The sequence below is a fragment of the uncultured Veillonella sp. genome, assembly GCF_934190855.1.
Lineage (GTDB): Bacteria > Bacillota > Negativicutes > Veillonellales > Veillonellaceae > Veillonella.
Window position 1 is genome coordinate 1 of sequence record NZ_CAKPTN010000009.1, and the last position, 22,191, is coordinate 22,191.

Annotated in this window: 22 protein-coding genes; 2 read left to right on the forward strand and 20 right to left on the reverse strand. The window is 39.9% G+C overall.

From position 1 onward, the window contains the following. Window positions 1–223 precede the first annotated feature (223 nt). The gene (locus tag Q0F90_RS01205) at window positions 224–1,213 is read left to right on the forward strand and encodes an AEC family transporter (RefSeq protein ID WP_296002436.1); all 990 of its coding nucleotides are present in this window, start codon (window positions 224–226) and stop codon (window positions 1,211–1,213) included. 73 nt (window positions 1,214–1,286) lie between these two features. Here Q0F90_RS01205 and Q0F90_RS01210 read toward each other — a convergent pair whose 3' ends face one another. The 9 genes from Q0F90_RS01210 to glmS all read right to left on the reverse strand — a co-directional run bounded on the left by Q0F90_RS01210 (window position 1,287) and on the right by glmS (window position 9,744). Continuing rightward, complete coding sequence (locus Q0F90_RS01210) at window positions 1,287–1,577, reverse strand: metalloregulator ArsR/SmtB family transcription factor (RefSeq protein WP_054748046.1); 291 nt, start codon at window positions 1,575–1,577, stop codon at window positions 1,287–1,289. 191 nt (window positions 1,578–1,768) lie between these two features. Further along, window positions 1,769–2,215, reverse strand: a complete 447-nt coding sequence (locus tag Q0F90_RS01215; RefSeq protein WP_296002440.1) for a universal stress protein — start codon at window positions 2,213–2,215, stop codon at window positions 1,769–1,771. Between the two features lie 170 nt (window positions 2,216–2,385). Next, window positions 2,386–3,657, reverse strand: coding sequence for a hypothetical protein (locus tag Q0F90_RS01220; protein ID WP_296002442.1), 1,272 nt, complete (start codon window positions 3,655–3,657; stop codon window positions 2,386–2,388). Window positions 3,658–3,665: 8 nt separating this feature from the next. Continuing rightward, a complete protein-coding gene (locus Q0F90_RS01225) occupies window positions 3,666–4,421 on the reverse strand; it encodes an amino acid ABC transporter ATP-binding protein (RefSeq protein ID WP_296002444.1) in 756 nt (251 codons plus the stop codon). A gap of 108 nt (window positions 4,422–4,529) precedes the next feature. Beyond that, on the reverse strand, window positions 4,530–5,186 hold the full coding sequence (locus tag Q0F90_RS01230; protein ID WP_296002447.1) for an amino acid ABC transporter permease: 657 nt from the start codon (window positions 5,184–5,186) through the stop codon (window positions 4,530–4,532). Between the two features lie 123 nt (window positions 5,187–5,309). After that, the gene (locus tag Q0F90_RS01235; protein WP_296002450.1) at window positions 5,310–6,122 is read right to left on the reverse strand and encodes an amino acid ABC transporter substrate-binding protein; all 813 of its coding nucleotides are present in this window, start codon (window positions 6,120–6,122) and stop codon (window positions 5,310–5,312) included. Between the two features lie 231 nt (window positions 6,123–6,353). Continuing rightward, a complete protein-coding gene (locus tag Q0F90_RS01240; RefSeq protein WP_296002452.1) occupies window positions 6,354–6,830 on the reverse strand; it encodes a hypothetical protein in 477 nt (158 codons plus the stop codon). A 36-nt stretch (window positions 6,831–6,866) separates the two neighbouring features. After that, window positions 6,867–7,853, reverse strand: a complete 987-nt coding sequence (trpS, locus tag Q0F90_RS01245) for a tryptophan--tRNA ligase (RefSeq protein ID WP_227065540.1) — start codon at window positions 7,851–7,853, stop codon at window positions 6,867–6,869. Between the two features lie 58 nt (window positions 7,854–7,911). Beyond that, on the reverse strand, window positions 7,912–9,744 hold the full coding sequence (gene glmS, locus Q0F90_RS01250) for a glutamine--fructose-6-phosphate transaminase (isomerizing) (protein ID WP_296002457.1): 1,833 nt from the start codon (window positions 9,742–9,744) through the stop codon (window positions 7,912–7,914). A gap of 538 nt (window positions 9,745–10,282) precedes the next feature. On the opposite strand from glmS, the gene Q0F90_RS01255 reads away from it, so the two are divergent. Further along, window positions 10,283–11,734 (forward strand): hypothetical protein, encoded by a 1,452-nt coding sequence (locus Q0F90_RS01255; protein WP_296002460.1) that lies wholly within the window; start codon window positions 10,283–10,285, stop codon window positions 11,732–11,734. 67 nt (window positions 11,735–11,801) lie between these two features. Here the strand turns inward: Q0F90_RS01255 and Q0F90_RS01260 are convergent, their stop codons facing one another. The 11 genes from Q0F90_RS01260 to Q0F90_RS01310 form a co-directional block, all read right to left on the reverse strand. Further along, entirely contained in the window at window positions 11,802–12,788 is a 987-nt protein-coding gene (locus Q0F90_RS01260; RefSeq protein WP_296002463.1) for a hypothetical protein, read from the reverse strand. A 373-nt stretch (window positions 12,789–13,161) separates the two neighbouring features. Next, window positions 13,162–14,517: a phosphoglucosamine mutase gene (gene glmM / locus Q0F90_RS01265; RefSeq protein ID WP_296002466.1), complete on the reverse strand. Its 1,356-nt coding sequence runs from the start codon at window positions 14,515–14,517 to the stop codon at window positions 13,162–13,164. A 166-nt stretch (window positions 14,518–14,683) separates the two neighbouring features. Further along, window positions 14,684–16,282, reverse strand: coding sequence for an NAD(P)/FAD-dependent oxidoreductase (locus Q0F90_RS01270; protein ID WP_296002468.1), 1,599 nt, complete (start codon window positions 16,280–16,282; stop codon window positions 14,684–14,686). Between the two features lie 278 nt (window positions 16,283–16,560). Beyond that, window positions 16,561–17,481, reverse strand: a complete 921-nt coding sequence (locus Q0F90_RS01275; RefSeq protein WP_296002472.1) for a YbbR-like domain-containing protein — start codon at window positions 17,479–17,481, stop codon at window positions 16,561–16,563. Then, entirely contained in the window at window positions 17,478–18,290 is an 813-nt protein-coding gene (gene cdaA, locus Q0F90_RS01280; protein ID WP_296002475.1) for a diadenylate cyclase CdaA, read from the reverse strand. The genes Q0F90_RS01275 and cdaA overlap by 4 nt, the downstream gene beginning before the upstream one ends. Before the next feature lie 189 nt (window positions 18,291–18,479). Continuing rightward, complete coding sequence (locus Q0F90_RS01285) at window positions 18,480–18,794, reverse strand: XdhC family protein (protein WP_012863865.1); 315 nt, start codon at window positions 18,792–18,794, stop codon at window positions 18,480–18,482. Beyond that, entirely contained in the window at window positions 18,784–19,512 is a 729-nt protein-coding gene (locus Q0F90_RS01290; RefSeq protein ID WP_296002479.1) for an XdhC family protein, read from the reverse strand. Before Q0F90_RS01290 ends, Q0F90_RS01285 begins: the two co-directional genes overlap by 11 nt. Next, a complete protein-coding gene (yqeB, locus tag Q0F90_RS01295) occupies window positions 19,496–20,308 on the reverse strand; it encodes a selenium-dependent molybdenum cofactor biosynthesis protein YqeB (RefSeq protein ID WP_296002483.1) in 813 nt (270 codons plus the stop codon). Before yqeB ends, Q0F90_RS01290 begins: the two co-directional genes overlap by 17 nt. Next, window positions 20,305–21,027, reverse strand: a complete 723-nt coding sequence (locus Q0F90_RS01300) for a nucleotidyltransferase family protein (RefSeq protein ID WP_296002488.1) — start codon at window positions 21,025–21,027, stop codon at window positions 20,305–20,307. Before Q0F90_RS01300 ends, yqeB begins: the two co-directional genes overlap by 4 nt. Before the next feature lie 6 nt (window positions 21,028–21,033). Continuing rightward, window positions 21,034–21,792: a selenium cofactor biosynthesis protein YqeC gene (gene yqeC, locus Q0F90_RS01305; protein ID WP_296002491.1), complete on the reverse strand. Its 759-nt coding sequence runs from the start codon at window positions 21,790–21,792 to the stop codon at window positions 21,034–21,036. Window positions 21,793–21,834: 42 nt separating this feature from the next. After that, a partial coding sequence (locus tag Q0F90_RS01310) for a molybdopterin cofactor-binding domain-containing protein (protein ID WP_296002495.1) occupies window positions 21,835–22,191 on the reverse strand: 357 nt, incomplete at its 5' end.

Here is a 22,191-nt window from a genome sequence, read left to right on the forward strand (position 1 = left end):
TATTTCTGATGATTATGATTAGTAATCATAATAGATAAATTTTTAAACGTCAAATAATACATACTATGGTATGATATTACTATAGAGGATAAGAAAACACTAAAGAAAGTTTGAAAACTTATCCATTAATCATTTATATAATAATAACTGTATATTTACTCTATACAGTTTTAGGATGCATTAAAACTATGCCCTATATTAATAAGAAACTCTAGGTGAGATGATGAATCTATTCGTATTAATAGGCCATATCTTTATGAATTCTATGATTCCTATATTAGTCCTTATAGGTGTGGGATTTATATTAGATAGAAAATTTAAACTCGATCTGTATACGCTGAGTAAGCTGAACTTCTACATATTGCTACCTACCTTTATATTCAGAGCTATGTATGAAGCAAAACTTAACTCAGGTACGTTAGAAATTGTATTTGTTGCATTATGTGTACTCATATTAAACTCTATACTTGCGGATGTAGTAGGTAAAATACAGGGGTATGACGTAGCCAAGATCGCGACCTTAAAAAACTGTGTTATGTTTAACAACGTAGGTAATATGGGCGTTGCCCTTGCCATCTTTGTCTTTACTAATGTTCCCTATGTTATTGATGGAGCCACGCCCTATGCTAACTTAGGACTTGTAAGCGTCGTATCCATCATGATTATCCAGACCATCAGTAGTAATACGTACGGTTTCTACCAAGCAGGGGCTGGCCGACTAAGCCCACGAGATGCACTAAAAGTAGTATTCCACATGCCGATGGTATATGCTATTCCAATGGCTCTACTCTGCCAGTTATTGCCCTTCGATTTACACGGACTCTTCTTCTTTGCCCCTCTTAACATTTTTGCCAATGCCTTTGTTGGTGTTGCTATGATTGCCTTAGGTGTACAGATTAACAGAACGCCACTAAACTTCTTTAAACTTGATGTTATGCTTGCAACGACATTGCGACTAGTCGTAAGTCCCATTATAGCAGCTATTATCACAGTACTATTTATCAAGTTTTATGGTCCAATGAATCCAATAGCTGCACAAACCATCATTATTACCTATAGCGTACCAACAGCTATTAATATGTCACTCATTGCCATTGAAATGAAGAACAATCCAGAATATGCTACACAAATCGTAATGGGTACTACCATACTATCGGCTATAACCATGCCACTATTCATTACAATCGCCTATTATCTTTTCCCATTATATTGATACTAGTATACCTATACAAAAAGGAGCCCTTGAAAAGGGCTCCTTTTATTACATTTCATATAATTATTTTTACTTATTGATGTGCTACGTGTTCCATACCCATTCTTACTAGGCATTCAACGTGATCATCATTTAAAGAATAATATGCTGTTTTTCCATCCTTACGATAGGTCACAAGGCGAGCTTGGCGTAATACACGCAATTGGTGAGAAATAGCAGATTGTCCCATTCCCATAGTTTCGGCGATGTGATTCACACACATTTCGTTTTCCAGTAATAATTCTACTATTTTAAGGCGCGTAGGGTCACCCAAGATTTTAAACAGCTCTGCTAGCTTTAGCAATGATTCTTGTTTGTCGCTCATATAGTCCCCCTTAATTTCATTCATATCCATGCTTATAATCTGTATTTCTTATGTATAACTAATCGATATTACTTAAATTAGATTGCTCCATATAGAGCATATATATAAACATTATATCATTTTTATGATATTAAAAAAGAGACTTTGTAAAACAAAGTCTCTTTTTGTATCATATCAAAACAGGATATGAATTATTTAATGATTAGTACAGGGCAAGTGGAGTGGCTAGTAACATAGCTACTTACGCTACCCATGAATAAGCCTTTCAAAGGACCAAGGCCACGGCTACCCATTACAATGAGATCAGCATTGTATTTTTTAGCTACTGCAAGCAATGCAGGTCCTGGGGAGCCAACTTCGAATACGCTTTTAACTTTTACGCCTGTAGGAATTTCTTGTACTACATCGTTAAGAATTTCCTTACCAGTTTCTTCCATATCTTCAGCGATTTGCTCAGATACGTAGCCACCAGAGATTGGTGTTTGGTCGAAATTGGAAATAGCAGATACGATATTCGCAACGTGAACAACGATCAATTCAGCTTGGTTGCGGTCTGCTACTGCAAGAGCATGCTCTAACGCACGTTTAGCATTTTCAGAACCATCAGTAGGTACGACAATAGTTTTGTAGGTAACCATAATAACCCCTCCTATTACTAATCCCTCAAAGGGGATATGATCAAAGATCGTTTAGCCTATACTAATATATTCTAGACTATTAAGGAAAACTCCTCTTTTTCCAAAAGGATTTATTACATTATAGCACAAATTATACAGAATTATACAAATAAAAGAATATTATGTGTATATTAAAGAACTTGTGAAGATTGGTTAGTATTGAGAGTCGTAGTCAGCTTAAAACCATCTAGCACATCAATGAGCTCAGGGGTAGCTAAACTAACACCTGATGGACCAATCATACGTGCTACTGCTACATTGCCTTCATTACCAAGGATAATAGTAGCACCAAAGGATACTGGAGCCGCCGCAGATGTATCAGACGTATTCGGATTTTTCATATGTCCTGCAAGATAGAACATTACATTTCCGTCAATGATATGCGTTTCATAACGAGTAATGCTTGCCTTATTGACCTCAACAAGTTGTTTGAGGTAATAGTCGCCAAGCATTTGCTTACCCATCATCGTTGGCATGCCTGTGCTAACTGCTTGTACAGGAATTGTAAAAGACTCTATATCAAGGCGAATATTATGCTTAGTAAAAGCAATCTTACCTTTTTCATTAAGACGAGTGAATCCTTTTGGATAGGTAAACTTGATACCTTCTGCCACACTAATGTCATTCGTTCCAGTTAAGAACTTTCTAACCCCTTTAATGGCATTAGAGTTCTTTTTATTGATAAGCTCAAAGGATGGAATCGTATGTTCCATCAAGCCCGCCTCCATAAAATCTGCATGAATTGGCGCATAGGTGCTGGCCAAGTTATAGCGATGCGTCGGATCTTTATCCATGATAAATTCCGCTTCAAACACAGATTGAACTGGCTCTGTGGAGGTCATTTCTGCATACGATTTCGGTGTTGTTTTATCCCAACGAGCAGATGTAGCACCTTTCTTACTAAAGAAACCACCTACAATATCATTGTTCTCAAAGACATTGCTATGTTGACGCCAAATGCTCAAATACTGCTCACTAGACATGCCCTTAATCGGCACACCATACCAAGTCGTATTCCATTCCTTTTGAGATATCCCATCTTGCGGTGTATTATTGCGCTTTGTGAAAGATACTGTATAAGCATCATCTTGAGTTGGACCAGCTAAGTTAAAGGAATAGCCTTGAATATGCTCGCTTTCAGTACGCACATCCATATCAAGCATAACACCATCAGCTACACGCCAAGGAATTGTAAAGGTATAACCATTTTTATAATCCTTTACAACTGTATTCATTTGAGTAGCATAGGATTTATATTGGTCTGGCAAAATAGAAGCAGAATCCTTTTGAGACTCTACAATTGCCAAAGGTGTTTCAGGCGTACCTTTTAAGCCCTCTGCCAGAATAGAGGTAGTCCCCAAAGCCATAACAGCTAACGTTGCTGCAATCAAACGTAACTTCATAGGTCCTCCTATAACATATTATCCAAGAACGCTTTTGTTCTATCGTTCTGAGGATTATTAAAAATCTGTTCTGGTGTTCCCTCTTCTTGGATAACACCATCAGCCATGAAGATAACGCGGTCGGATACTTCACGAGCAAAGTTCATTTCATGGGTTACGATAATCATCGTCATGTGATCATCGGCTAATTGTTTTATGGTCTTAAGAACTTCGCCTGTAAGCTCAGGGTCAAGAGCAGAAGTCGGTTCATCAAAGAGCATAATTTCAGGATTCATCGCTAGTGCACGAGCAATGGCCACACGTTGCTGTTGACCACCAGATAAACGTGATGGATACATATCGCGTTTTTCCCAAAGCCCTACTTTCTTAAGTAATTGCTCTGCAATGGGTAGAATGTCTTCATCTTTCATACCTTTTACCATGCGCGGTGCAATCATAATATTGTCGAGCACAGTCATATGCGGGAATAAGTTGAAGGATTGGAATACCATCCCCATACGAAGCAATAAGTCATGCTGTGTTTGAGGTGATGCATATTTCACAACCCCATCTACAGTACTAGCAAGTACGGTACCATCTACTGCAATAGAACCACCGTCAATGGTCTCCAATTGACCTAAGCAGCGCAAGAACGTAGACTTACCGGAGCCAGAAGGACCGATGATAGAAACGATTTCCCCTTTATTCATTTTGAGCGACACATCGCGCAATACAGTTTGATTGTTAAAGCGTTTTTCAATACGCTCCATATTTACAAATGTCATAAGTACCTCTTACATCGTCGTATTAAGTAAATAGCCGTAATTTCAAGAGACGCTACAACCTCTCTAAACGGCTAATACTATACTACAACTCACTACTACAAAATTAGATTAATCTTCGTATACAGCAAATCTTCTTTCTAAGTAGTTGAAGATATTCGTCAAAACAAAGGTAAAGATCAAGTAGAATACGGCTGCCACTAGGAAGGCAGAAATATCAAAGTCACGTTGAACGATAGATTTAGTAATACGCAAGATATCGTTCATTGCCAATACATACACAAGAGATGTATCTTTTAACAAGTTAATCGTTTCGTTCGCAAGCGGTGGCAAAACGCGCTTAAACATTTGTGGCAAAATGATTTTACGCATTGTTTGAGAGTACGTAAAGCCCAGAACCTTTGCCCCTTCATATTGACCACGAGAGATGGATTGAATACCACCACGGAAAATTTCACATAAATAAGCTGCGTAGTTTAATACGAAGGTAAGAACTGCGGCCGTCGCATCATCCATTTGAATGGCACCGTCTGTAATAATTGGTAATGCATAATAAACGAATAAAATTTGTAACATTAACGGTGTACCACGCATTAAGTACACGAAAGCATCTACTAGCTTATCTACTAAAGGCAATTTAGATAGGCGCAACATGGCCATTAAAATACCGCCAGGGATAGATAAAATCCATACAATACAGAATAAGGATACGGTTACCTTTAAACCATCAGCAATGGTTGGGATAATCTGCAATAAATAATCTAACATGGAATACTCCTTCAAAACACGACTAGAGAAGAGGCTGCTGGCCTCTTCTCTAGTGTACATTTCGTTCTTTAATTATCAGTTGTACCTACTGACCATAGTACTATTAGTATACCACGAATCGTACTATTTAGCATCGCTCTTATCTAGGTCTGCGCCGGAGCCTAACCATTTTTCAGCAATTTTATCAGCAGTGCCGTCTTTTTTCATTTCAGCTAAGATACCATTAATTTTGTCGCGTAAAGCAGTATCTTCTTTACGGAAGCCAATCGCAAAGTTATCTACACCGTAATCAGTACCTTCTACGATTTTGTATTTGCCAGGTTCTTTAGTCATCAAGTAACGAGCAATAACGCCATCAGCAATAACCGCGTCCACACGGCCAATGCCAAGATCCATGAAAGCACTTACGAAATCAGCATAGGATTTTATTTCTTTAACAGTTTTACCACTTTCATCCTTTTGTAATGCAGCTTCACCAGTACTAGCTTGTTGTACGCCTACAACTTTACCAGCTAGATCAGCCTTGCCTTTGATGGACTCATCTTCATTACGAACGATGATGTATTGGTTATCTTTCATATACACATTGGAGAACAAAATGTTTTTCTCACGTTCAGGAGAAACAGTTAAACCATTCCACAATGCGTCAATTTTTTTAGATTTCAATTCAGCTTCTTTACTGGACCAGTCGATAGCTTTGAATTCTACGTCCATGCCAGCACGTTTAGCTGCTTCTTTTGCCAAGTCTATGTCAAAGCCAACGATTTCGCCTTTATCATCTTTAAAGCCCATTGGAGGGAAGCTATCATCTAAACCAATAACAACTTTCTTAGGCAACTCTGTATTCGCTTTTTTAGCATCGCCCCCACAACCTGTTACAAATACCATCATAGACACAGCTGCAAGGCCAACGGCCATCATCTTTTTCCAATTCATAACTATCCTCCACGGCGTTTATCGCCTAATCTCTACAAACTTTTATGATTCGTACAGTTCACTTTCTGTACCCGATGATTGTATTATACTTTAGTTCGTTAAAGTTGTAAATAGTTAATTTGATGAATTTTTTAATTTTATATTTTAACTATAAGATGTATATAGATTATTCCTCTACATTCTTATGATTGCGTCGATAAACTAATACTTTATATCTATATATGTATTGTTTTACGATTGCGTATGCTTATGGATGGCCTCTATCATAGCCATTTTATCTTTATATGGCACTTGATGTAGATCAAGGGGTATTACATAAATACCACCATGACCGTTCATAGCTTGCAGTTCACGCCACCCTTCAGTAAAACCGATGATATGATCGTAATCAACAAAGACAAAATATTCATCGCCATTGAAGAGACTGTGAAAGTATTCTTTCACAGAAAAAGGCCTTCGTTTTAACACGAGGCCCTTTTCACAGATAAAAGCTTGACTTTCACCTAATCTATGAAGGGTCCACAATATGACGAGCAACAACAGATAATACCATACGCGTTCTACCCAGTCTGAAGGCATATATTTTACAATTAACGCACATACCACAAGACCGATGATGCGACCGGTCCACTGGATTCCGCGATGTATTTCTAAGCTCTGTTGTACGGCACCTGATGAAAAGCGTTCCATCGCCTCTTGTTTCGTCATGGTTTCCCTCACAAATTGAAAGTCTACTATATGTTTTTATTTACGGCACAAGCCCATAGCTTGTTCTACCTTGCGGTACATTACACTCGCTTTAGCATGAGCCTTAGCAGCACCTTCATCGAGAATGACATCGAGTTCAGGGCTTGTAATCAATTCATTATAACGTTGTTGGATTGGCTCAAGGGTTGCTACTAACAGGTCAGCGATGTCGGATTTGAACACGCCATACCCTTTGCCTGCATACATTTCTTCGATAGCTTCGTAGCTATCTTTTGTAATAGCACGGTAAATGCCCATCAAATTAGAAATGCCCGGTTTATTTTCTTTATCATAACGCACTGCATTATCAGAGTCAGTTTGAGCGCGTTTCAATTTTTTTACAATCAAATCTGGTGCATCCAAAAGGCGAATGGTAGCATTTTGATTATCATCAGATTTACTCATTTTCTTAGTTGGTTCTTGTAAGCTCATAACACGAGCACCGCCTTCGCCTACCTTAATATCAGGTACTACGAAAGTTTCACCGAATCTACGGTTAAAACGCTCTGCCAAATTACGAGTCAACTCAAGATGTTGTTTTTGGTCCTCACCTACAGGAACATAGTTTGTACCATATAACAAGATATCTGCCGCCATCAATGGTGGGTACGTAAGCAATGCTGTAGGAATAGAGTCACCTTGCTTTTGAGACTTATCCTTGTACTGAGTCATACGCTCTAATTCGCCAACATAGCTAATAGATTGCATAACCCAACCAAGTTTAACATGCTCAGGCACTTCGGATTGTACGAATAATGTTACCTTTTTAGGATCGAGGCCAACCGCTAGGTACAACGCCGCCAAATTACGAGTATTTTGGAATAACTCTTTTGGATCTTGCGGTACAGTAATCGCATGTTGATTAACGATACAATAATAACATTCGTCAGTATCTTGATAGTCTAAGAAATTACGTAAAGCCCCCAAATAGTTACCAAGTGTTAACTCACCACTTGGTTGGATGCCGGAAAATATAACTGCCATAATAGTCTCCCTATATTGAAATAAACCAACAGTGCCGAAGCACTGTTGGTTATATATATTATTCTACGGTTACAGATTTAGCCAAGTTACGTGGTTTATCTACATCTGCGCCGCGAGTAATCGCTGCGTAGTACGCCAATAATTGCAATGGTACAACTGCAAGGATTGGAGCGATGAATTTATTTGCACGAGGCACATAAATTGTATGGTCTACGTGTTTAGTTAATTCTTCGTCACCTTTCATACCGATACCGATTACCACAGCTTCACGAGCTTTTACTTCACGGATGTTGCTGATCATCTTATCATACACATCCTCTTGTGTAGCCAATGCGATAACAGGTACACCTTCTTCAATAAGAGCTAACGTACCATGTTTCAACTCGCCACCAGCATATGCTTCAGCATGGATGTAAGAAATTTCTTTCAATTTCAAAGCACCTTCCATAGCTACTGCATAGTCGATAGCACGGCCCAAGAAGAATGCATCAGATTTGAAGCCATAATGTTTAGCAAAGGCTTTCATATCTTCGTCTACTTCAAAGATTTCATGAATCAATGTTGGCAAGCTGAGAACACCGCTAAGGATTTCTTCGCCTACAGTTGGATCCATTTTACCGTTCAATTGGCCAAGGTATACAGCGAACAACAAGCCTGCTACCAATTGAGTAGTGTACGCTTTTGTGGACGCTACAGAGATTTCAGGGCCTGCCCATGTGTAAACAGTGTTGTCTGCTTCACGGGAGATACTGGAACCTACAACGTTTGTGATAGCCAAAGATTTAGCACCAAGGCGTTTAGCCTCTTTCAAAGCTGCCAATGTATCGGATGTTTCACCAGATTGGCTGATAACGATGCATAATGTTTTGTCATCAGTCAATGGATTGCTGTAACGGTACTCAGATGCGATTTCCACATTTACAGGAATGCGCGCCAAGTTTTCAATATATTGTTTTGTTACAAGACCTGCATGGTATGCTGTACCACATGCAACGATGAGGATTTTGTTGAAAGCTGCTACATCGTCAGCAGTCCAGTTCAATTCCTCAAAGTGTACAGTTTTACCATCTTCGGAGATGTGTGTACCAAATGTATCGCGAACTGCTTTAGGTTGGTCATGAATTTCTTTCAACATGAAGTGTTCATAACCGCCTTTTTCAGCAGCCTCTGCATTCCAGCTTACGTGGAATACTTCTTTATCGATAGCATTACCTTCACGGTCAAATACGGATACATTATCACGAGTTACGATTGCCAATTCGCCATCGCTCAAGATGTATGTATCACGTGTGTAGTTAATGATAGCTGGAATATCGGAGGCAACAAAGTTTTCGCCTTTGCCAAGACCGATAACCAATGGGTTTTCTTTTTTAGTACAAATGATTTTGTCTGGCTCATCAGCACAGATGATTTCAAGAGCATACGCACCATCAACACGAGCAAGCATGCGACGTACAGTACCTACGAAGTCGCCATCGTACATATCTGCCAATAAGTGAGCTACTACTTCAGTATCAGTTTCAGATTTGAAATGGTACCCTTTTTCGATAAGCTCTTCTTTTAAAGGCATGTAGTTTTCAATAATGCCGTTGTGTACAACAGCAAATTTACCATCTTCAGAGGAGTGAGGATGGGCGTTCATATCGGATGGACGACCATGAGTAGCCCAACGAGTATGACCAATACCTACAGTCCCTTCATTAGGGTCAGCTTTTACAATCGCCTCAAGATTAGCAAGGCGGCCAACCTTCTTCTGAATTTTAATAACATTTTCAGGGCCGATAACAGCAATACCTGCAGAGTCATAACCACGGTATTCTAATTTCGCCATACCGTCCAATAAGAAATCAGATGCTTGATTAAAGCCAATGTATCCTACGATACCGCACATAAGTATATCCTCCTATAACTGGGGGCATTCTAGCCCCAGCCAACAACTAAGGCTAACAAATTACTATTCTAACTTAACGTTCTAAGTTAATGTTCAAATTATGTATCAAATAGTATTTGAATACAATTCATTCAGATATACTTTGTCCCCACCGTTACCGATGGGATTTTTAATATCTGTTACGACATGAATGTGCCGGAAGAGCATCCGCTGATTATTCGATCACTCTTCACCTCGTCTACCCTAACGACTGCCTTCGCGGGTACTTGCGCTATTCGCCTTTACGAATTAAGGAACTCCTTTCTATGATATACGGCAGAATTAGTACAAATATGAATTATGTACTGAGCTATATTATACTAAAAATATCGATAAGATGTAAACCTCTGAACCTAATTCAGAGGCAATAAAAAAAGATTTTTTCTATACTTCACGGTATTTCCATTGTAAGAAATTATACTGCTATCAATCTATATTTTATACAATTAGATTTTGCTATATTCTCAAAATTATTTATTAAATTTTGGAGATACGTATTATGAATAAAACAACTATTAAAAAGAAACATACAACACATAAAAACAGCATACAATACAGAAAATTGCGTCGTTGGGTTTTACCTGCCGTATTAGGCGCCGCCTTATCTACATTGGCTATCATTCCTACCTTAGCTGCGGAAACACAACCGAATACCAACGTAGCTGTTGTGACTACAACAGAACAAAATGTGACAGTACCATCTGCTCATGGTAGCACACCACCTAACGGTGCGCCACATGGCAAACCACCTGTGGGGCAACCACCAACAGGGGCTCCTAACGGAGCACCTAATGGCATGGCGCCACAAGCTGAGGTGGATCCTAATACTTTCATAGGTACGTCTGTGGTAACAGCGGATACATCCATCGCCCATGAATTGATTACAAGCACAACTGCTGATCAAAATGCTTTCATCGGTAAAAATAAAGCAGTCGTAAATATCGAAAACAGCGTATTCGATAAAACCGGCAATACTACAAGTGATGACAACAGTAATTTTCGAGGTCAAAATGCGGTAGTTCTAGGAATCGAAGGCAGTCAAATCAACATTAAGGGCAGCAATATTACATCTAACTCTAACGGTTCCAATGCGGTCTTCGCTACCGGTGAAGGCTCTGTTATCAACGTAGAGAACACTAATATTCACACTAAAAGCGATTCCTCTCGTGGTCTAGATGCTACGTATAAAGGCACAGTAAATGGTAAAAATCTAACTATCACTACTGAAGGTGCTCACTCTGCTACTCTTGCTACTGACCGTGGCGAAGGTACGATTACTGCAGAAGCAGCTAAACTAACAACCTCTGGCTCTGGCAGCCCTGTTATCTACTCCACAGGTAATATTACAGCTAACAATGTGAACGGCGTAGCTAATAACAGCGAAATCGGTGTGGTAGAAGGCAAGAACTCCATTACCCTTACAAACTCTAATGTAACCGGCTACAAAGACAATGGCTTCATGCTTTACCAAAGCTTCTCCGGTGATGCTGAAAGCGGTATAGCACGCCTTAAAGCAGAAAATAACACACTCACAACTCACTCCACAGGTGCATTCATCTATGTAAACAACACCACTGCTGAAGCGGACCTTGTAGGCAATACAATCTCAATGCCAAATACTACGACACTGGTGAAAGCAGCAGCAGACTCTCGCTGGGGTAAAGATGGTGAAAATGGTGGTCACCTCACGCTTCGCGCATCTAATCAAGAACTAATCGGTAACATCGTAGCTGACTCCATCAGTACTGTTGCACTAGACATGACAAACGGCTCTAGCCTCGTTGGTGCTATCAACACAGATAACACAGCTAAAGAAGTTACACTAAAACTCAGTAAAGACTCTAGCTGGACACTCACTGGTGACAGCTATGTAAAATCCTTAACTAACGAAGACACAACAAACAGTAACATTCACTTGAATGGATACAAACTCGTTGTAGCTGATAAATAAAATTAGATAACTGAAAGAGGCAACGCCATTGGCGTTGCCTCTTTCAGTTAAAATAAATAAAATTAAATTATTTAGCCTTATGAATAAAATCACTCAGTATTTTCATTGCATTATTAGGATTCAGATCGCCTACACTCTTATCATTCTCCAAGTAACCTGTACTATTTCCTTTAAAAATAAAATCAGTAATAGCAATAAGCATAGCATTCTTAACTTCATTATCAGATGTAGTTTGAATAAAGGCTAGAAACGATTTTAATGCGGCAGATTTAGAACCATATAAAGTTGCATTATGCTTTGCAACATTATATTTATGACCAACAAAATACAGTAAATACAAAAACACCCCTATTAAAGTAAACCGTAATGAAAAATTAGCTAATATAAAAACAAAAGGATTATCACTTGGAGCATATGTAGGAATAGGAATACATTTTAATGTCCAAATTATAACTACAATAAGAAGAACCCCTACACAACCACCCGTGATTAACCAGTACTTTGCGACTTTATCATATTCTTTCTCTGCATCAGAATATACTTCTGCATATTTAGGGATTGTGATGTCTTCTGCTAAAATTTTCAAGTTTTCAATCGCTTCACTAGTATTTGTCGAATACTCCCTAATATTATTTTTAATCTGATTTAATTCCCAATCAAGCCGATTTTGATTAGCAATAACACTATTACCAATTGCCAAAGACAAAAAACCATCTAAAACACTTCTATATTTATTATATAGGCTTACTAAGTCAGAAAGCTCGATATCTATAAGTAGGTTAAAATTTAAGTTATCTTTATTCTTATTTGAAATAAATAAAGTATTACATCGGTTTATATAATCAGAAGTTTTTTTTACAATGTTATTTAACTGCTCCATCTGTAATTCTGTAAAGTCAGTTGGACGGACTAGTTTAATTAATTGTTCAAAATACGGTATAACAATACTAGAAACAAATATCAAATGATTACTATCAATATCTACTCCAGAAAAATTACTTTTGAACATATTAATTTCTTCTTCGAAACTTGAAAAATCAATTTTATTATCCATAATAGTTCTCCCATTAATAAAGTAATTCGCTTTTTATATTATACTATGTATCTTGATTTTGAAACTAAATATATTAAATACATATCCAACAGTTACAAAAACACCTATCACATCTACATCATGCAGATACTCCCCCAGCCCACCCTTCATAAGCACTGTAACTAAAATTTCTGTCATCAGTAATAAGGATTCGGCACATAAATATCGGCTCACTAGTGACGAATCCATTCGGCAAGCATCTAAAGCACATATAAAGAAAATGCCCACCAATATATGTTCCTACAGCGACTTTACGTAGGACGGAGCAAAGGGACATATATTGGTGGGCATACGCCTATATAAATTTGTAGAATGGATTCAAACGGAGCAGATATTAATTAACGGCGAGGCCTTGTTCTCTACCGATAATATCAGCGATTTCTTGGCATAGTGCTTGTAGTTCTTCTTGGTTAGGGCCTTCTGCCATTACGCGAATGAGTGGTTCTGTACCAGATGCACGTACTAGAACGCGACCTTCTACACCAAGTTCACCTTCTGCGGTAACGATAGCGGCTTTAATAAGGTCGTTGTCTTCCCAACCTGTTTTTGTAGCAACACGAACGTTGATAAGAACTTGAGGATATTTTGTCATAATGCCAGCTAACTCAGAAAGTGGTTTGTTTTTCTCTTTCATAAGAGCCGCCACTTGAACAGCTGTCAACATACCGTCACCAGTAGTGTTGTGATCCAAGAAGATTACGTGACCAGATTGCTCCCCGCCAACGGAAAGGTTGTGTTCACGCATGTATTCCAATACATAACGGTCCCCAACAGCAGTAGCAAAGGTTTTCATGCCTAGTTCTTTAGCTGCTTTATGGAAGCCGATATTACTCATAACAGTACCAACTACAGTATCCTCTTTGAGTTTGCCCTCTTCTTTCAGTTTAAGAGCGCATAACAACATGATTTGGTCCCCATCGAGAACTTGTCCTTTTTCGTCAACCAATAAGCAACGATCTGCATCGCCATCGTTAGCGATACCAAGATCTGCATTATGTTGTTGTACAGCTACTTGCAAGCCTTCGATGTGCGTAGAACCACAATGATGGTTGATGTTCAAGCCATCTGGATTTACGTTAATGTTGATAACTTTAGCACCAAGGCCAGCTAAAATTTCAGGACCTACGCTAGAAGCAGCACCATTGGCACCGTCATAAACGATGGTCATCCCTTCCAAGGATGTATCGATTGTGTGACGTACAAAGTGAGCATAGAAATGAGCCAAGTTGCTATTGTGCTCAATTTTGCCAATGCCATCACCCGTAGGACGTGGCAATTCATTATCTGCACTTTGACGAACATATTCCTCCAATTGATCTTCTACTTCATCTGGCAATTTGTAACCATTGCCGTCAAAGAATTTAATGCCATTATCTGGGTATGGATTGTGGGAAGCAGAAATGACTGCGCCTGCATCAAAACCTTGTTGACGTACTAGGTATGCTACTGCTGGAGTTGGCACAACGCCTGCAATAACTACATTACCGCCTACAGAGCAAATACCTGCAGCTAATGCACTTTCAAGCATAGAACCAGAAATACGCGTATCGCGACCGATCAAGAACGTAGGATGTTCCTTTTCCTTACCAAAATGCGTAGCCGCTGCACGACCTAAATGATAGGCTAATTCAGGTGTTAAAAATTCATTAACAACACCACGTACACCATCTGTACCAAATAAACGAGCCATAATTATCCTCCTCTAGGGATTTGTGTACATCACAAGTCCTCATATATTCACTGTTGTGTATTATATCACAATATATACACCACACATATAGATACTATACAGATATGACTATAGTACGATATCAATATGAACCTATACTGTAGTTCACTTCACAGTATATTACCAACTAGTTTGGTTTTGCGTATTTCGCCATACATAAAATGGCTGTTTCTGCCCCATCAAGGGCTGCGCTCATAATGCCACCAGCATAGCCCGCACCCTCACCCATTGGGTAGAAGCCACCTACCGTTGGGGAAACGCGCTCTTCGTTGCGCCCCATGCGAAGTGGTGCAGAGGTACGAGTTTCAACACCTGTCATGCATACGGCAGGATCATCGAATCCACGAATTCGTCGACCCCAGTACGGCAAAGCGCGTTCTAATACGGATGTAACGAATGGTGGCAAGCAATCGTGCAAATCGCAGTTCACTACGCCTGGTTCATAACTATAGGTGCTATCTTGTACGCTAGGTGCTTGTGAAAGCCCTAAAAATTGACCTACTGTTTGCGCTGGCGCATGGAAGTTAGAACCACCTAATTCATAGGCCTTACGTTCCCATTCCCGTTGGAAAGCTACCCCATCCAGAGGATGCGTACCAAAGTCATCGGGACCTACGTTAACTACGATGGCACTATTGGCAACACCGCTATCACGAGCATACAAACTCATGCCATTTACAACAACGCCACCATTTTCAGACGCAGACGCTACAACTTGACCACCAGGGCACATACAGAAGCTATAGGCTGTACGTCCAGTTTCTTTATCGTGATATACAAGAGAGTATTCTGCGGCACCAAGGCCCAAGCTAGATGGTTCCACACCATATTGGGACTCATCGATTACAGCTTGATCATGTTCAATACGAACACCGATAGCAAATGGTTTTGCCGTCATTTCTACATTTCGTTTATGTAGCATTTCATATGTATCACGTGCACTATGTCCTACACCAGAGAGTACAACTGTAGTATCAATGCGCTCGCTACTATTAACTTCAACACCTACGACGCGGTCATTTTCGATAAATAAATCGGTAATCTTTGCACCGAAGCGGACTTCACCGCCCCATTCAATAATGCGCTCACGCATGGCTTTTACCATGGTACGCAATTTATCAGTACCTACGTGAGGTTTATGTTTATATAAAATTTCCTCAGGCGCACCAAATTCAACAAAGTATTTGGAGATTTCATGCAATCTAGGATGGGTAACACGAGTCGTCAATTTACCATCAGAAAAGGTACCTGCACCGCCCTCGCCGAATTGAACGTTGGACTCAGGTTTAAAGACGCCCTCTTTCCAGAATGTTTCTACGTCTTCGCTACGAGTATCTACATCTTGACCACGCTCAAAGACGATAGGACGATAGCCTTCACGAGCAAGGTAAAATGCGGCTAACATACCAGCTGGACCAAAGCCCATAACTACAGGACGATGAGCTAACGGCACATTGCCATAAACGATAGGCTCCGGATCTTCTGCAGTAAATACAGATACATCCTTTTGTTTACCCATTTTTTTCATAATTTGAGCTTCGTTATGAACCTCAACAAACAAGGTATATACAAAGACAATATTTGGTTTTTTACGAGCGTCTACGGCACGTCGTACAACGTGAATTGTTTCAATAGCGCCACGCAATTGGGGATATTTCTTTTCTACAATATCCTTTATATCCGACTTGACCGTAACAGCCACGCGGAGGTTTATTATTCTAATCATATCGTTCCTATTTTGGCTCCCCTTCAAGGGTAGCTTATATCTTTATTATTTGACCTAAATTCCTAACAACTGACCTAGAAGAAAATGGTCATACATCTTTATTATACAACACTACTATAAAAGCTAATATATAAATCATAAAAATAGACTCTAAGAGAGTAAAATCATATTACGCTCTTAGAGTCTATTTATTTAATTAAATGCTATATCAATTAAAAGCTATGTTAATTGAATGCTATGTTATGTAATCTCTATATAAGGGCACAGTCCATAAGTGATTAAGTAGATTTCTTTTGGATTTCTACTTTCACACGCACTGTTGAGGTAGTGCTATTGATACCACTCGGGAAGACCAGATTATAGTTGCCTTGGATGCTTTCAGTAGCACCAGATATATCAACCGGTTCCGTTTGGATATCTGTAATCGTATCAATTAGCTCTTCACGACCTGTAACGGTGAGTTGTGTCGGTGTAGCTGAGGTAGCTTTAACTTCATAGCCCTCTGCTACCGTACCAACGGTCGGCACTGTAATAGGAACAGCTTTATCCTTACGTAATAAATTGAGCTCGTATTGAGCTTGACCTTGGTTCGGATTGATATGTACATCTAATACATTACCAGATACATCCCAAGCCTCTAACGTACTAACAGCACTGAAATTCTTAGTTTGTCCAGTAATATTGACCTTCATAACAACCTTGTTCACAGCATTAACTTGTTGTTTACGACCAGAAACAGTTACCTCTTTTGGCACAATCGTTACCGATTTCAAAGCAATATCGTCAGAGAACTTGCCAATCGGAACAATTTCAACGGGAACCTTTCGCTCTGCATATTCGTCAACATTAATAGTGATATTATCTGGTTTCACTTCCACAAGACTCATCCCTGCAGGAGGTGTAAAGCCAATAGTTACATTATTTTGCCCTGGTTTCACACCAGATGCATCGATATAAGCACGAAGATTATCTGACTTCATAGAAATAATCGTATCACGAGGGCCAGTCAGTACAACACGTACTGTATCGGGTGCATCCTCCACGATATAGCCAGAGTTGAGGTTTTGAACCTGTACAGGCACAGTATAGGTTACCTCCATCACAGGGTTCTGATCACGCATGATAAAGAACCACATGACGATAGCCGCTAGCAAGGATAACAGCTTAGCCGGCCAATTTCGTTTCAAATGGATCATCATTTATTTGCCCTCCATTTCCACATACTAGTAATGGTTTGACGAGGGCGTTCCATGAAGGTGCGTAAAGCTTCCTTAATTTGATCCTCTGGTAAATGGCGATAAATATGACCACCATAAGTATAAGAAATCGTACCTGTTTCCTCACTGACAACAACAACTACCGCATCAGTTTGTTCAGATAAGCCGATAGCCGCACGGTGGCGCGTACCTAGTTCAGTACTCAACGTACGGTCTTCAGTAAGCGGTAACAAACATCCAGCTGCACGAATGCGACCATCACGAATGATAAGAGCCCCATCATGAAGCGGCGTGCTCGGTACGAAGATATTTTTAATTAATTCACGGCTCAATACAGCATCCATTAAAATGCCTGTATCTACGAAGTCATTGAGACCTACTTCGCGCTCAAACACGATGAGTGCCCCCGTATGTTCACGGGACATAACGCGTGCTGCTGCCATCACTTCATTGATGGCCATATCCATTTCTTCTTCGTTTACATTTTGAGCCTTACTAAAAATACGGCCCCGACCGAGTTGCTCAAGAGCACGACGTAATTCAGGTTGGAACACGACTGGTAACGCAAAGAGAAGTACAGTCATACTTTGTTGCAAAATCCAATTAATAACATATAGATTGAACAGATGACTGATCATATTTATTATGGCTAAGAACACGATACCTTTTAAAAGAGCAACGGCTCGTGTATCTTTAAGCATCTTATATAAATAATAAATACCCACAGCAACGACCAGAATATCAAGGATATCTAGAGGCCTAAAGGTATGTATAAGTGCGTCAACATGCATAAAAATAACTCCTTATACAAAATAATAAGGTACAGTCAAATCTATGACTGTACCTTATATTTTAACTCATTTTGAGAGTACTGTAAATTTAGAAACAGATACTCTATGAGATTTTTTCATATAAATATATATCAATCTATAAAACAGATATTTTATATATATGCATTTTAACGAAACTAGTTTAGATGCTTAAATGTTTTGTGTTTCAATCCACACATCCATTTGACCACCACAAACCATACCTTCTTTTACGGCTACATCATCATCAAGTAAAACGTCAATGCGACGGTGCGCCTCTTTTTTATTCAAAGAATCAACGGCACTTAAACGAATTTCATTTTCTGCACGGCCACCACCGATAGTACCAAAGATAGAACCATCTGGGAATACAACCATAGACGTACCAGCTTTACGAGGTGTAGATCCACGGGTATATAAAATTGTAGCAACGGCTAGTGTTTCATTTTTACGTTCACTAAGATATTCAATAAACTCACGATTCATGGCTCACTCTACCTTTCCGCAATGAGCCGCCTTGTTTACCACGCACCACTGCCAAATATTCACTAACGATAGATAATGCAATCTCCTCAGGAGTTTGTGCACCTAAGTCTAGACCAATTGGTGCATATACCATATCTAACTCTTCTTGTGTCCAACCTTGTTCACGCAACACTTCAAATGCATAATGAATGCGCTTTTGACTGCCCATAACACCCATATAGGTTGGCAAGTAATCGCGCAATTGTTCTAAGCATACATTATCATACTCATGAGCACGAGTAACAATGATAAAACCATTATACTCATCAAGAGGTAGCTCATTTTTAAAGTTTTCTAACGGCAAGCATTTACGAGTAACGCGTTCGTCAAAGAATTCAGGAACTACATATTCTGGACGGTCATCTACAACAGTAACACGACAGCCGATGAATAATAGTAAATCAGTAATCGCTCGGCTCACATGACCAGCGCCCAATACGAGAACGGACGGATCATTTTCTACAGGTTGTACGAAACATTCTATTTCGCCTACCATACACAGAGAGTTAAGTTTTGCTTTATCTACTGTAAAGCCTTCAATAGCCGTACCATAAAGCACGCTGCCATCTTCAGCATAAATAGTCTTATCCCCTTGGCGAGGACCAGATAAAACAGTAACCATCAAGGTTGTTTCAGTAACCTGTAGACGGTCTTTCATCACATCATAGATCGTTTCCATCTAGATTCCTTTCATAATCCCAAGCAGTAACAGCCTCTAATACACCGCCACCAACTGCAAGAGATTTATCTGAAATACTATAACAATGAGACTCTTCACAACGAGCATCTACATCGGCCAATTTAAAATGGTCCGATACAATAAGCCCACTTTTTAGAATGCCTCTAAGAATACCGGTAATTTTTGCCCGTACTGGCTCTTCATCTACATAACCAATGACTTCATTGGCTTGTACAGAATCACCAATATGACGTTTTGCTGTAAATAGACCGGCCTTTGGCGAGTGTATAACACGTTCATGAGTATAGCCACCTACATTACCAGGAATCCCTGTATTCGGTTGAGCTGGACCATCATAGATACAGCGTCCTAAGGAATGTCCACGCATGGTTTCGATGACTACATCTACATCGTGCCCCGCTGTAAAGCCAGGGCCAACACCTATAACAAGGTCTGCATCCTCGCGTTTTGTACCAAGATTCTTTTTACTTAAAATACCATCTACTACAATAGCTGGTTTTAATGTATTTAGCAACTCTTCGTACGAACTAGTCACGACGGGAATTATCCCTTGTGCCAACGTATCTTTCACTTCACTAAGGGCTACATGACGGGCTACAAAGCGTTCCAAAACCATTTCACCGCGATGTACGGCATTGCCGTAACATACTTCTCGGCGAATCATAGTAGGAATCGCAATTTCGCTAATCACCACGGGATAACCTGCCCGTTTCAATCTATATACAGCGCCGGAAGCGATATCTCCGCCTCCACGCATGAGCACTAATGGTTTCATAATGCCTCACTTTCACGATTTTTTAAACGCTCAAAATCATCGGGTGTATCGATATCGTCACCAATATCGTCACGGATCCATAATTTCAAGACATAATCCTTGCCATCACCACGAATGATGGTCTTACCACCTTGATCCCCTTGGATCTGTTGTAAACATTCAAACCAATGAGAACCAAAGAGAACGGGATTTCCCGATTGATAGTTCGCCCCATAATAGGGAACGACGATAGTTTTCGAATGAAAGTTTTCACTAAATGCACTAATGACCTCATGTACGACAGCACTCGTCAGAAGAGGTTGATCCCCTACTGAGCAAAGAATGCCATCTAACGGTATGGGCGATGTTTCTACTAAATGACGCACCCCCATCGCTATGGACACACCTTGTCCTAGCTCAGGATGCTCATTTCGAATCGCTTCAAAACCATAGGATGTGACAATAGGTTCTAGTTTTTCATGATCATCACCAGTAACCGCCACAAAAGGTAGTTTACATGACATCGCAGGTACTACCGGACCACCCCATCCACATTGAAGAGCCCCACAGACCGCATCTAGAACAGTCTTGCCACGCCAGGGCAAGAGCTGCTTATTACATCCCATGCGCTTGGCTTGTCCTCCTACGAGGAGGACAATGCCAATATGCAAAGGACGACGGTCTATGGGGTCTCTCATTGTACTGAAAGCGGTATTACAATTTGCTTTCACATTAATCATGAGTACCTACCGACATTGAATGATGCGACGGATTTCGCAGCTTGCTTTATATCCATCAGCTAAGATGATAGCAGCGATATCACTATCAACAATATGATCAATAAAATCATCAATAATGCGATGTTGTACTGTTTCATAACCAGTACAGAAGAGAATTTTTTTCCCTTTACTATATTGGAATAAACCTTGCTTGTGCAATACAATATCAGCCAACATACGCGGTGTTACAATGGCCCCCATATCGCGTTTCACGATATCTTGAACGAGCTCGATATTATGTACATGCTCCTCATCAAGCGGGGCCCCTAGCATTTGTAGGTTAACAAGACCAATCGTAGTCTTTGTAAGGGATGGAATAACAGGTTCACTCGTCTTAGGCGCCTTGAGCCATTTTTCCTTCGCCCCATCTGCTTCTACCACAATTTGCCAATTAGGATGTAACTTGGATAAACCATCGATAAGATCACAATCTAAGGAGTCCACTTTTGTTCCCGTAATTCCAGAGAACCACGCACCACAATAACCATGTAACACACGATCAGTACAATACTCGTCTGCTTCATTAATATTTTGAGTATAAATCGGTTTATAATGAGCAACCTGAGATTCATAGAGTCGAGTCGTAGTCGTAACTACGATGGGCTGACCTTTCAGCCGTCCATATTCTACTAGTTTTGAAAGCACAGTCGTTTTACCGCCGGCCCCAACAAGGGCAACGATTCCCGGCTGAATCAATCGATTCCAATAGGATGTTTGTGATGTCATAGAACCAGGCCTCCTTAGAAAGTAACAAGAAATTAAAACTCTCTATACTTTATATTTCTCGTCCATAGCCATAAATACCTTCTCAGGTGTCATAGGTAATGTACGAACATCCGCACCAACTGCATTTTTAATAGCATGTTGGATAGCTGGACAACCAGTGTTAATAACAACTTCACCAATAGATTTAGCACCGAAACCGCCAGTTGGTTCATAAGACTCTACAAAGTCTACATGTAACTCACCGATATCTTGACGGGTTGGAATTTTATAGGTCATAAGGTTATTAGTCTCTAAGCGACCATTATTGGAATAACGTACATCTTCATATAGTGCCATACCGATAGCTTGTACCACGCCACCTTCAACTTGAACGCGAGCCAATTTAGGGTTAATAACAGT

What these genes read in the sequence shown, in the direction of transcription:
- Q0F90_RS01205 (WP_296002436.1), top strand. Translation starts at nt 224, where the DNA reads ATGAATCTATTCGTATTAATAGGCCATATCTTTATGAATTCTATGATT.
- Q0F90_RS01210 (WP_054748046.1), bottom strand. Translation starts at nt 1,577, where the DNA reads ATGAGCGACAAACAAGAATCATTGCTAAAGCTAGCAGAGCTGTTTAAA.
- Q0F90_RS01215 (WP_296002440.1), bottom strand. Translation starts at nt 2,215, where the DNA reads ATGGTTACCTACAAAACTATTGTCGTACCTACTGATGGTTCTGAAAAT.
- Q0F90_RS01220 (WP_296002442.1), bottom strand. Translation starts at nt 3,657, where the DNA reads ATGAAGTTACGTTTGATTGCAGCAACGTTAGCTGTTATGGCTTTGGGG.
- Q0F90_RS01225 (WP_296002444.1), bottom strand. Translation starts at nt 4,421, where the DNA reads ATGACATTTGTAAATATGGAGCGTATTGAAAAACGCTTTAACAATCAA.
- Q0F90_RS01230 (WP_296002447.1), bottom strand. Translation starts at nt 5,186, where the DNA reads ATGTTAGATTATTTATTGCAGATTATCCCAACCATTGCTGATGGTTTA.
- Q0F90_RS01235 (WP_296002450.1), bottom strand. Translation starts at nt 6,122, where the DNA reads ATGAATTGGAAAAAGATGATGGCCGTTGGCCTTGCAGCTGTGTCTATG.
- Q0F90_RS01240 (WP_296002452.1), bottom strand. Translation starts at nt 6,830, where the DNA reads ATGACGAAACAAGAGGCGATGGAACGCTTTTCATCAGGTGCCGTACAA.
- trpS (WP_227065540.1), bottom strand. Translation starts at nt 7,853, where the DNA reads ATGGCAGTTATATTTTCCGGCATCCAACCAAGTGGTGAGTTAACACTT.
- glmS (WP_296002457.1), bottom strand. Translation starts at nt 9,744, where the DNA reads ATGTGCGGTATCGTAGGATACATTGGCTTTAATCAAGCATCTGATTTC.
- Q0F90_RS01255 (WP_296002460.1), top strand. Translation starts at nt 10,283, where the DNA reads ATGAATAAAACAACTATTAAAAAGAAACATACAACACATAAAAACAGC.
- Q0F90_RS01260 (WP_296002463.1), bottom strand. Translation starts at nt 12,788, where the DNA reads ATGGATAATAAAATTGATTTTTCAAGTTTCGAAGAAGAAATTAATATG.
- glmM (WP_296002466.1), bottom strand. Translation starts at nt 14,517, where the DNA reads ATGGCTCGTTTATTTGGTACAGATGGTGTACGTGGTGTTGTTAATGAA.
- Q0F90_RS01270 (WP_296002468.1), bottom strand. Translation starts at nt 16,282, where the DNA reads ATGATTAGAATAATAAACCTCCGCGTGGCTGTTACGGTCAAGTCGGAT.
- Q0F90_RS01275 (WP_296002472.1), bottom strand. Translation starts at nt 17,481, where the DNA reads ATGATGATCCATTTGAAACGAAATTGGCCGGCTAAGCTGTTATCCTTG.
- cdaA (WP_296002475.1), bottom strand. Translation starts at nt 18,290, where the DNA reads ATGCATGTTGACGCACTTATACATACCTTTAGGCCTCTAGATATCCTT.
- Q0F90_RS01285 (WP_012863865.1), bottom strand. Translation starts at nt 18,794, where the DNA reads ATGAATCGTGAGTTTATTGAATATCTTAGTGAACGTAAAAATGAAACA.
- Q0F90_RS01290 (WP_296002479.1), bottom strand. Translation starts at nt 19,512, where the DNA reads ATGGAAACGATCTATGATGTGATGAAAGACCGTCTACAGGTTACTGAA.
- yqeB (WP_296002483.1), bottom strand. Translation starts at nt 20,308, where the DNA reads ATGAAACCATTAGTGCTCATGCGTGGAGGCGGAGATATCGCTTCCGGC.
- Q0F90_RS01300 (WP_296002488.1), bottom strand. Translation starts at nt 21,027, where the DNA reads ATGATTAATGTGAAAGCAAATTGTAATACCGCTTTCAGTACAATGAGA.
- yqeC (WP_296002491.1), bottom strand. Translation starts at nt 21,792, where the DNA reads ATGACATCACAAACATCCTATTGGAATCGATTGATTCAGCCGGGAATC.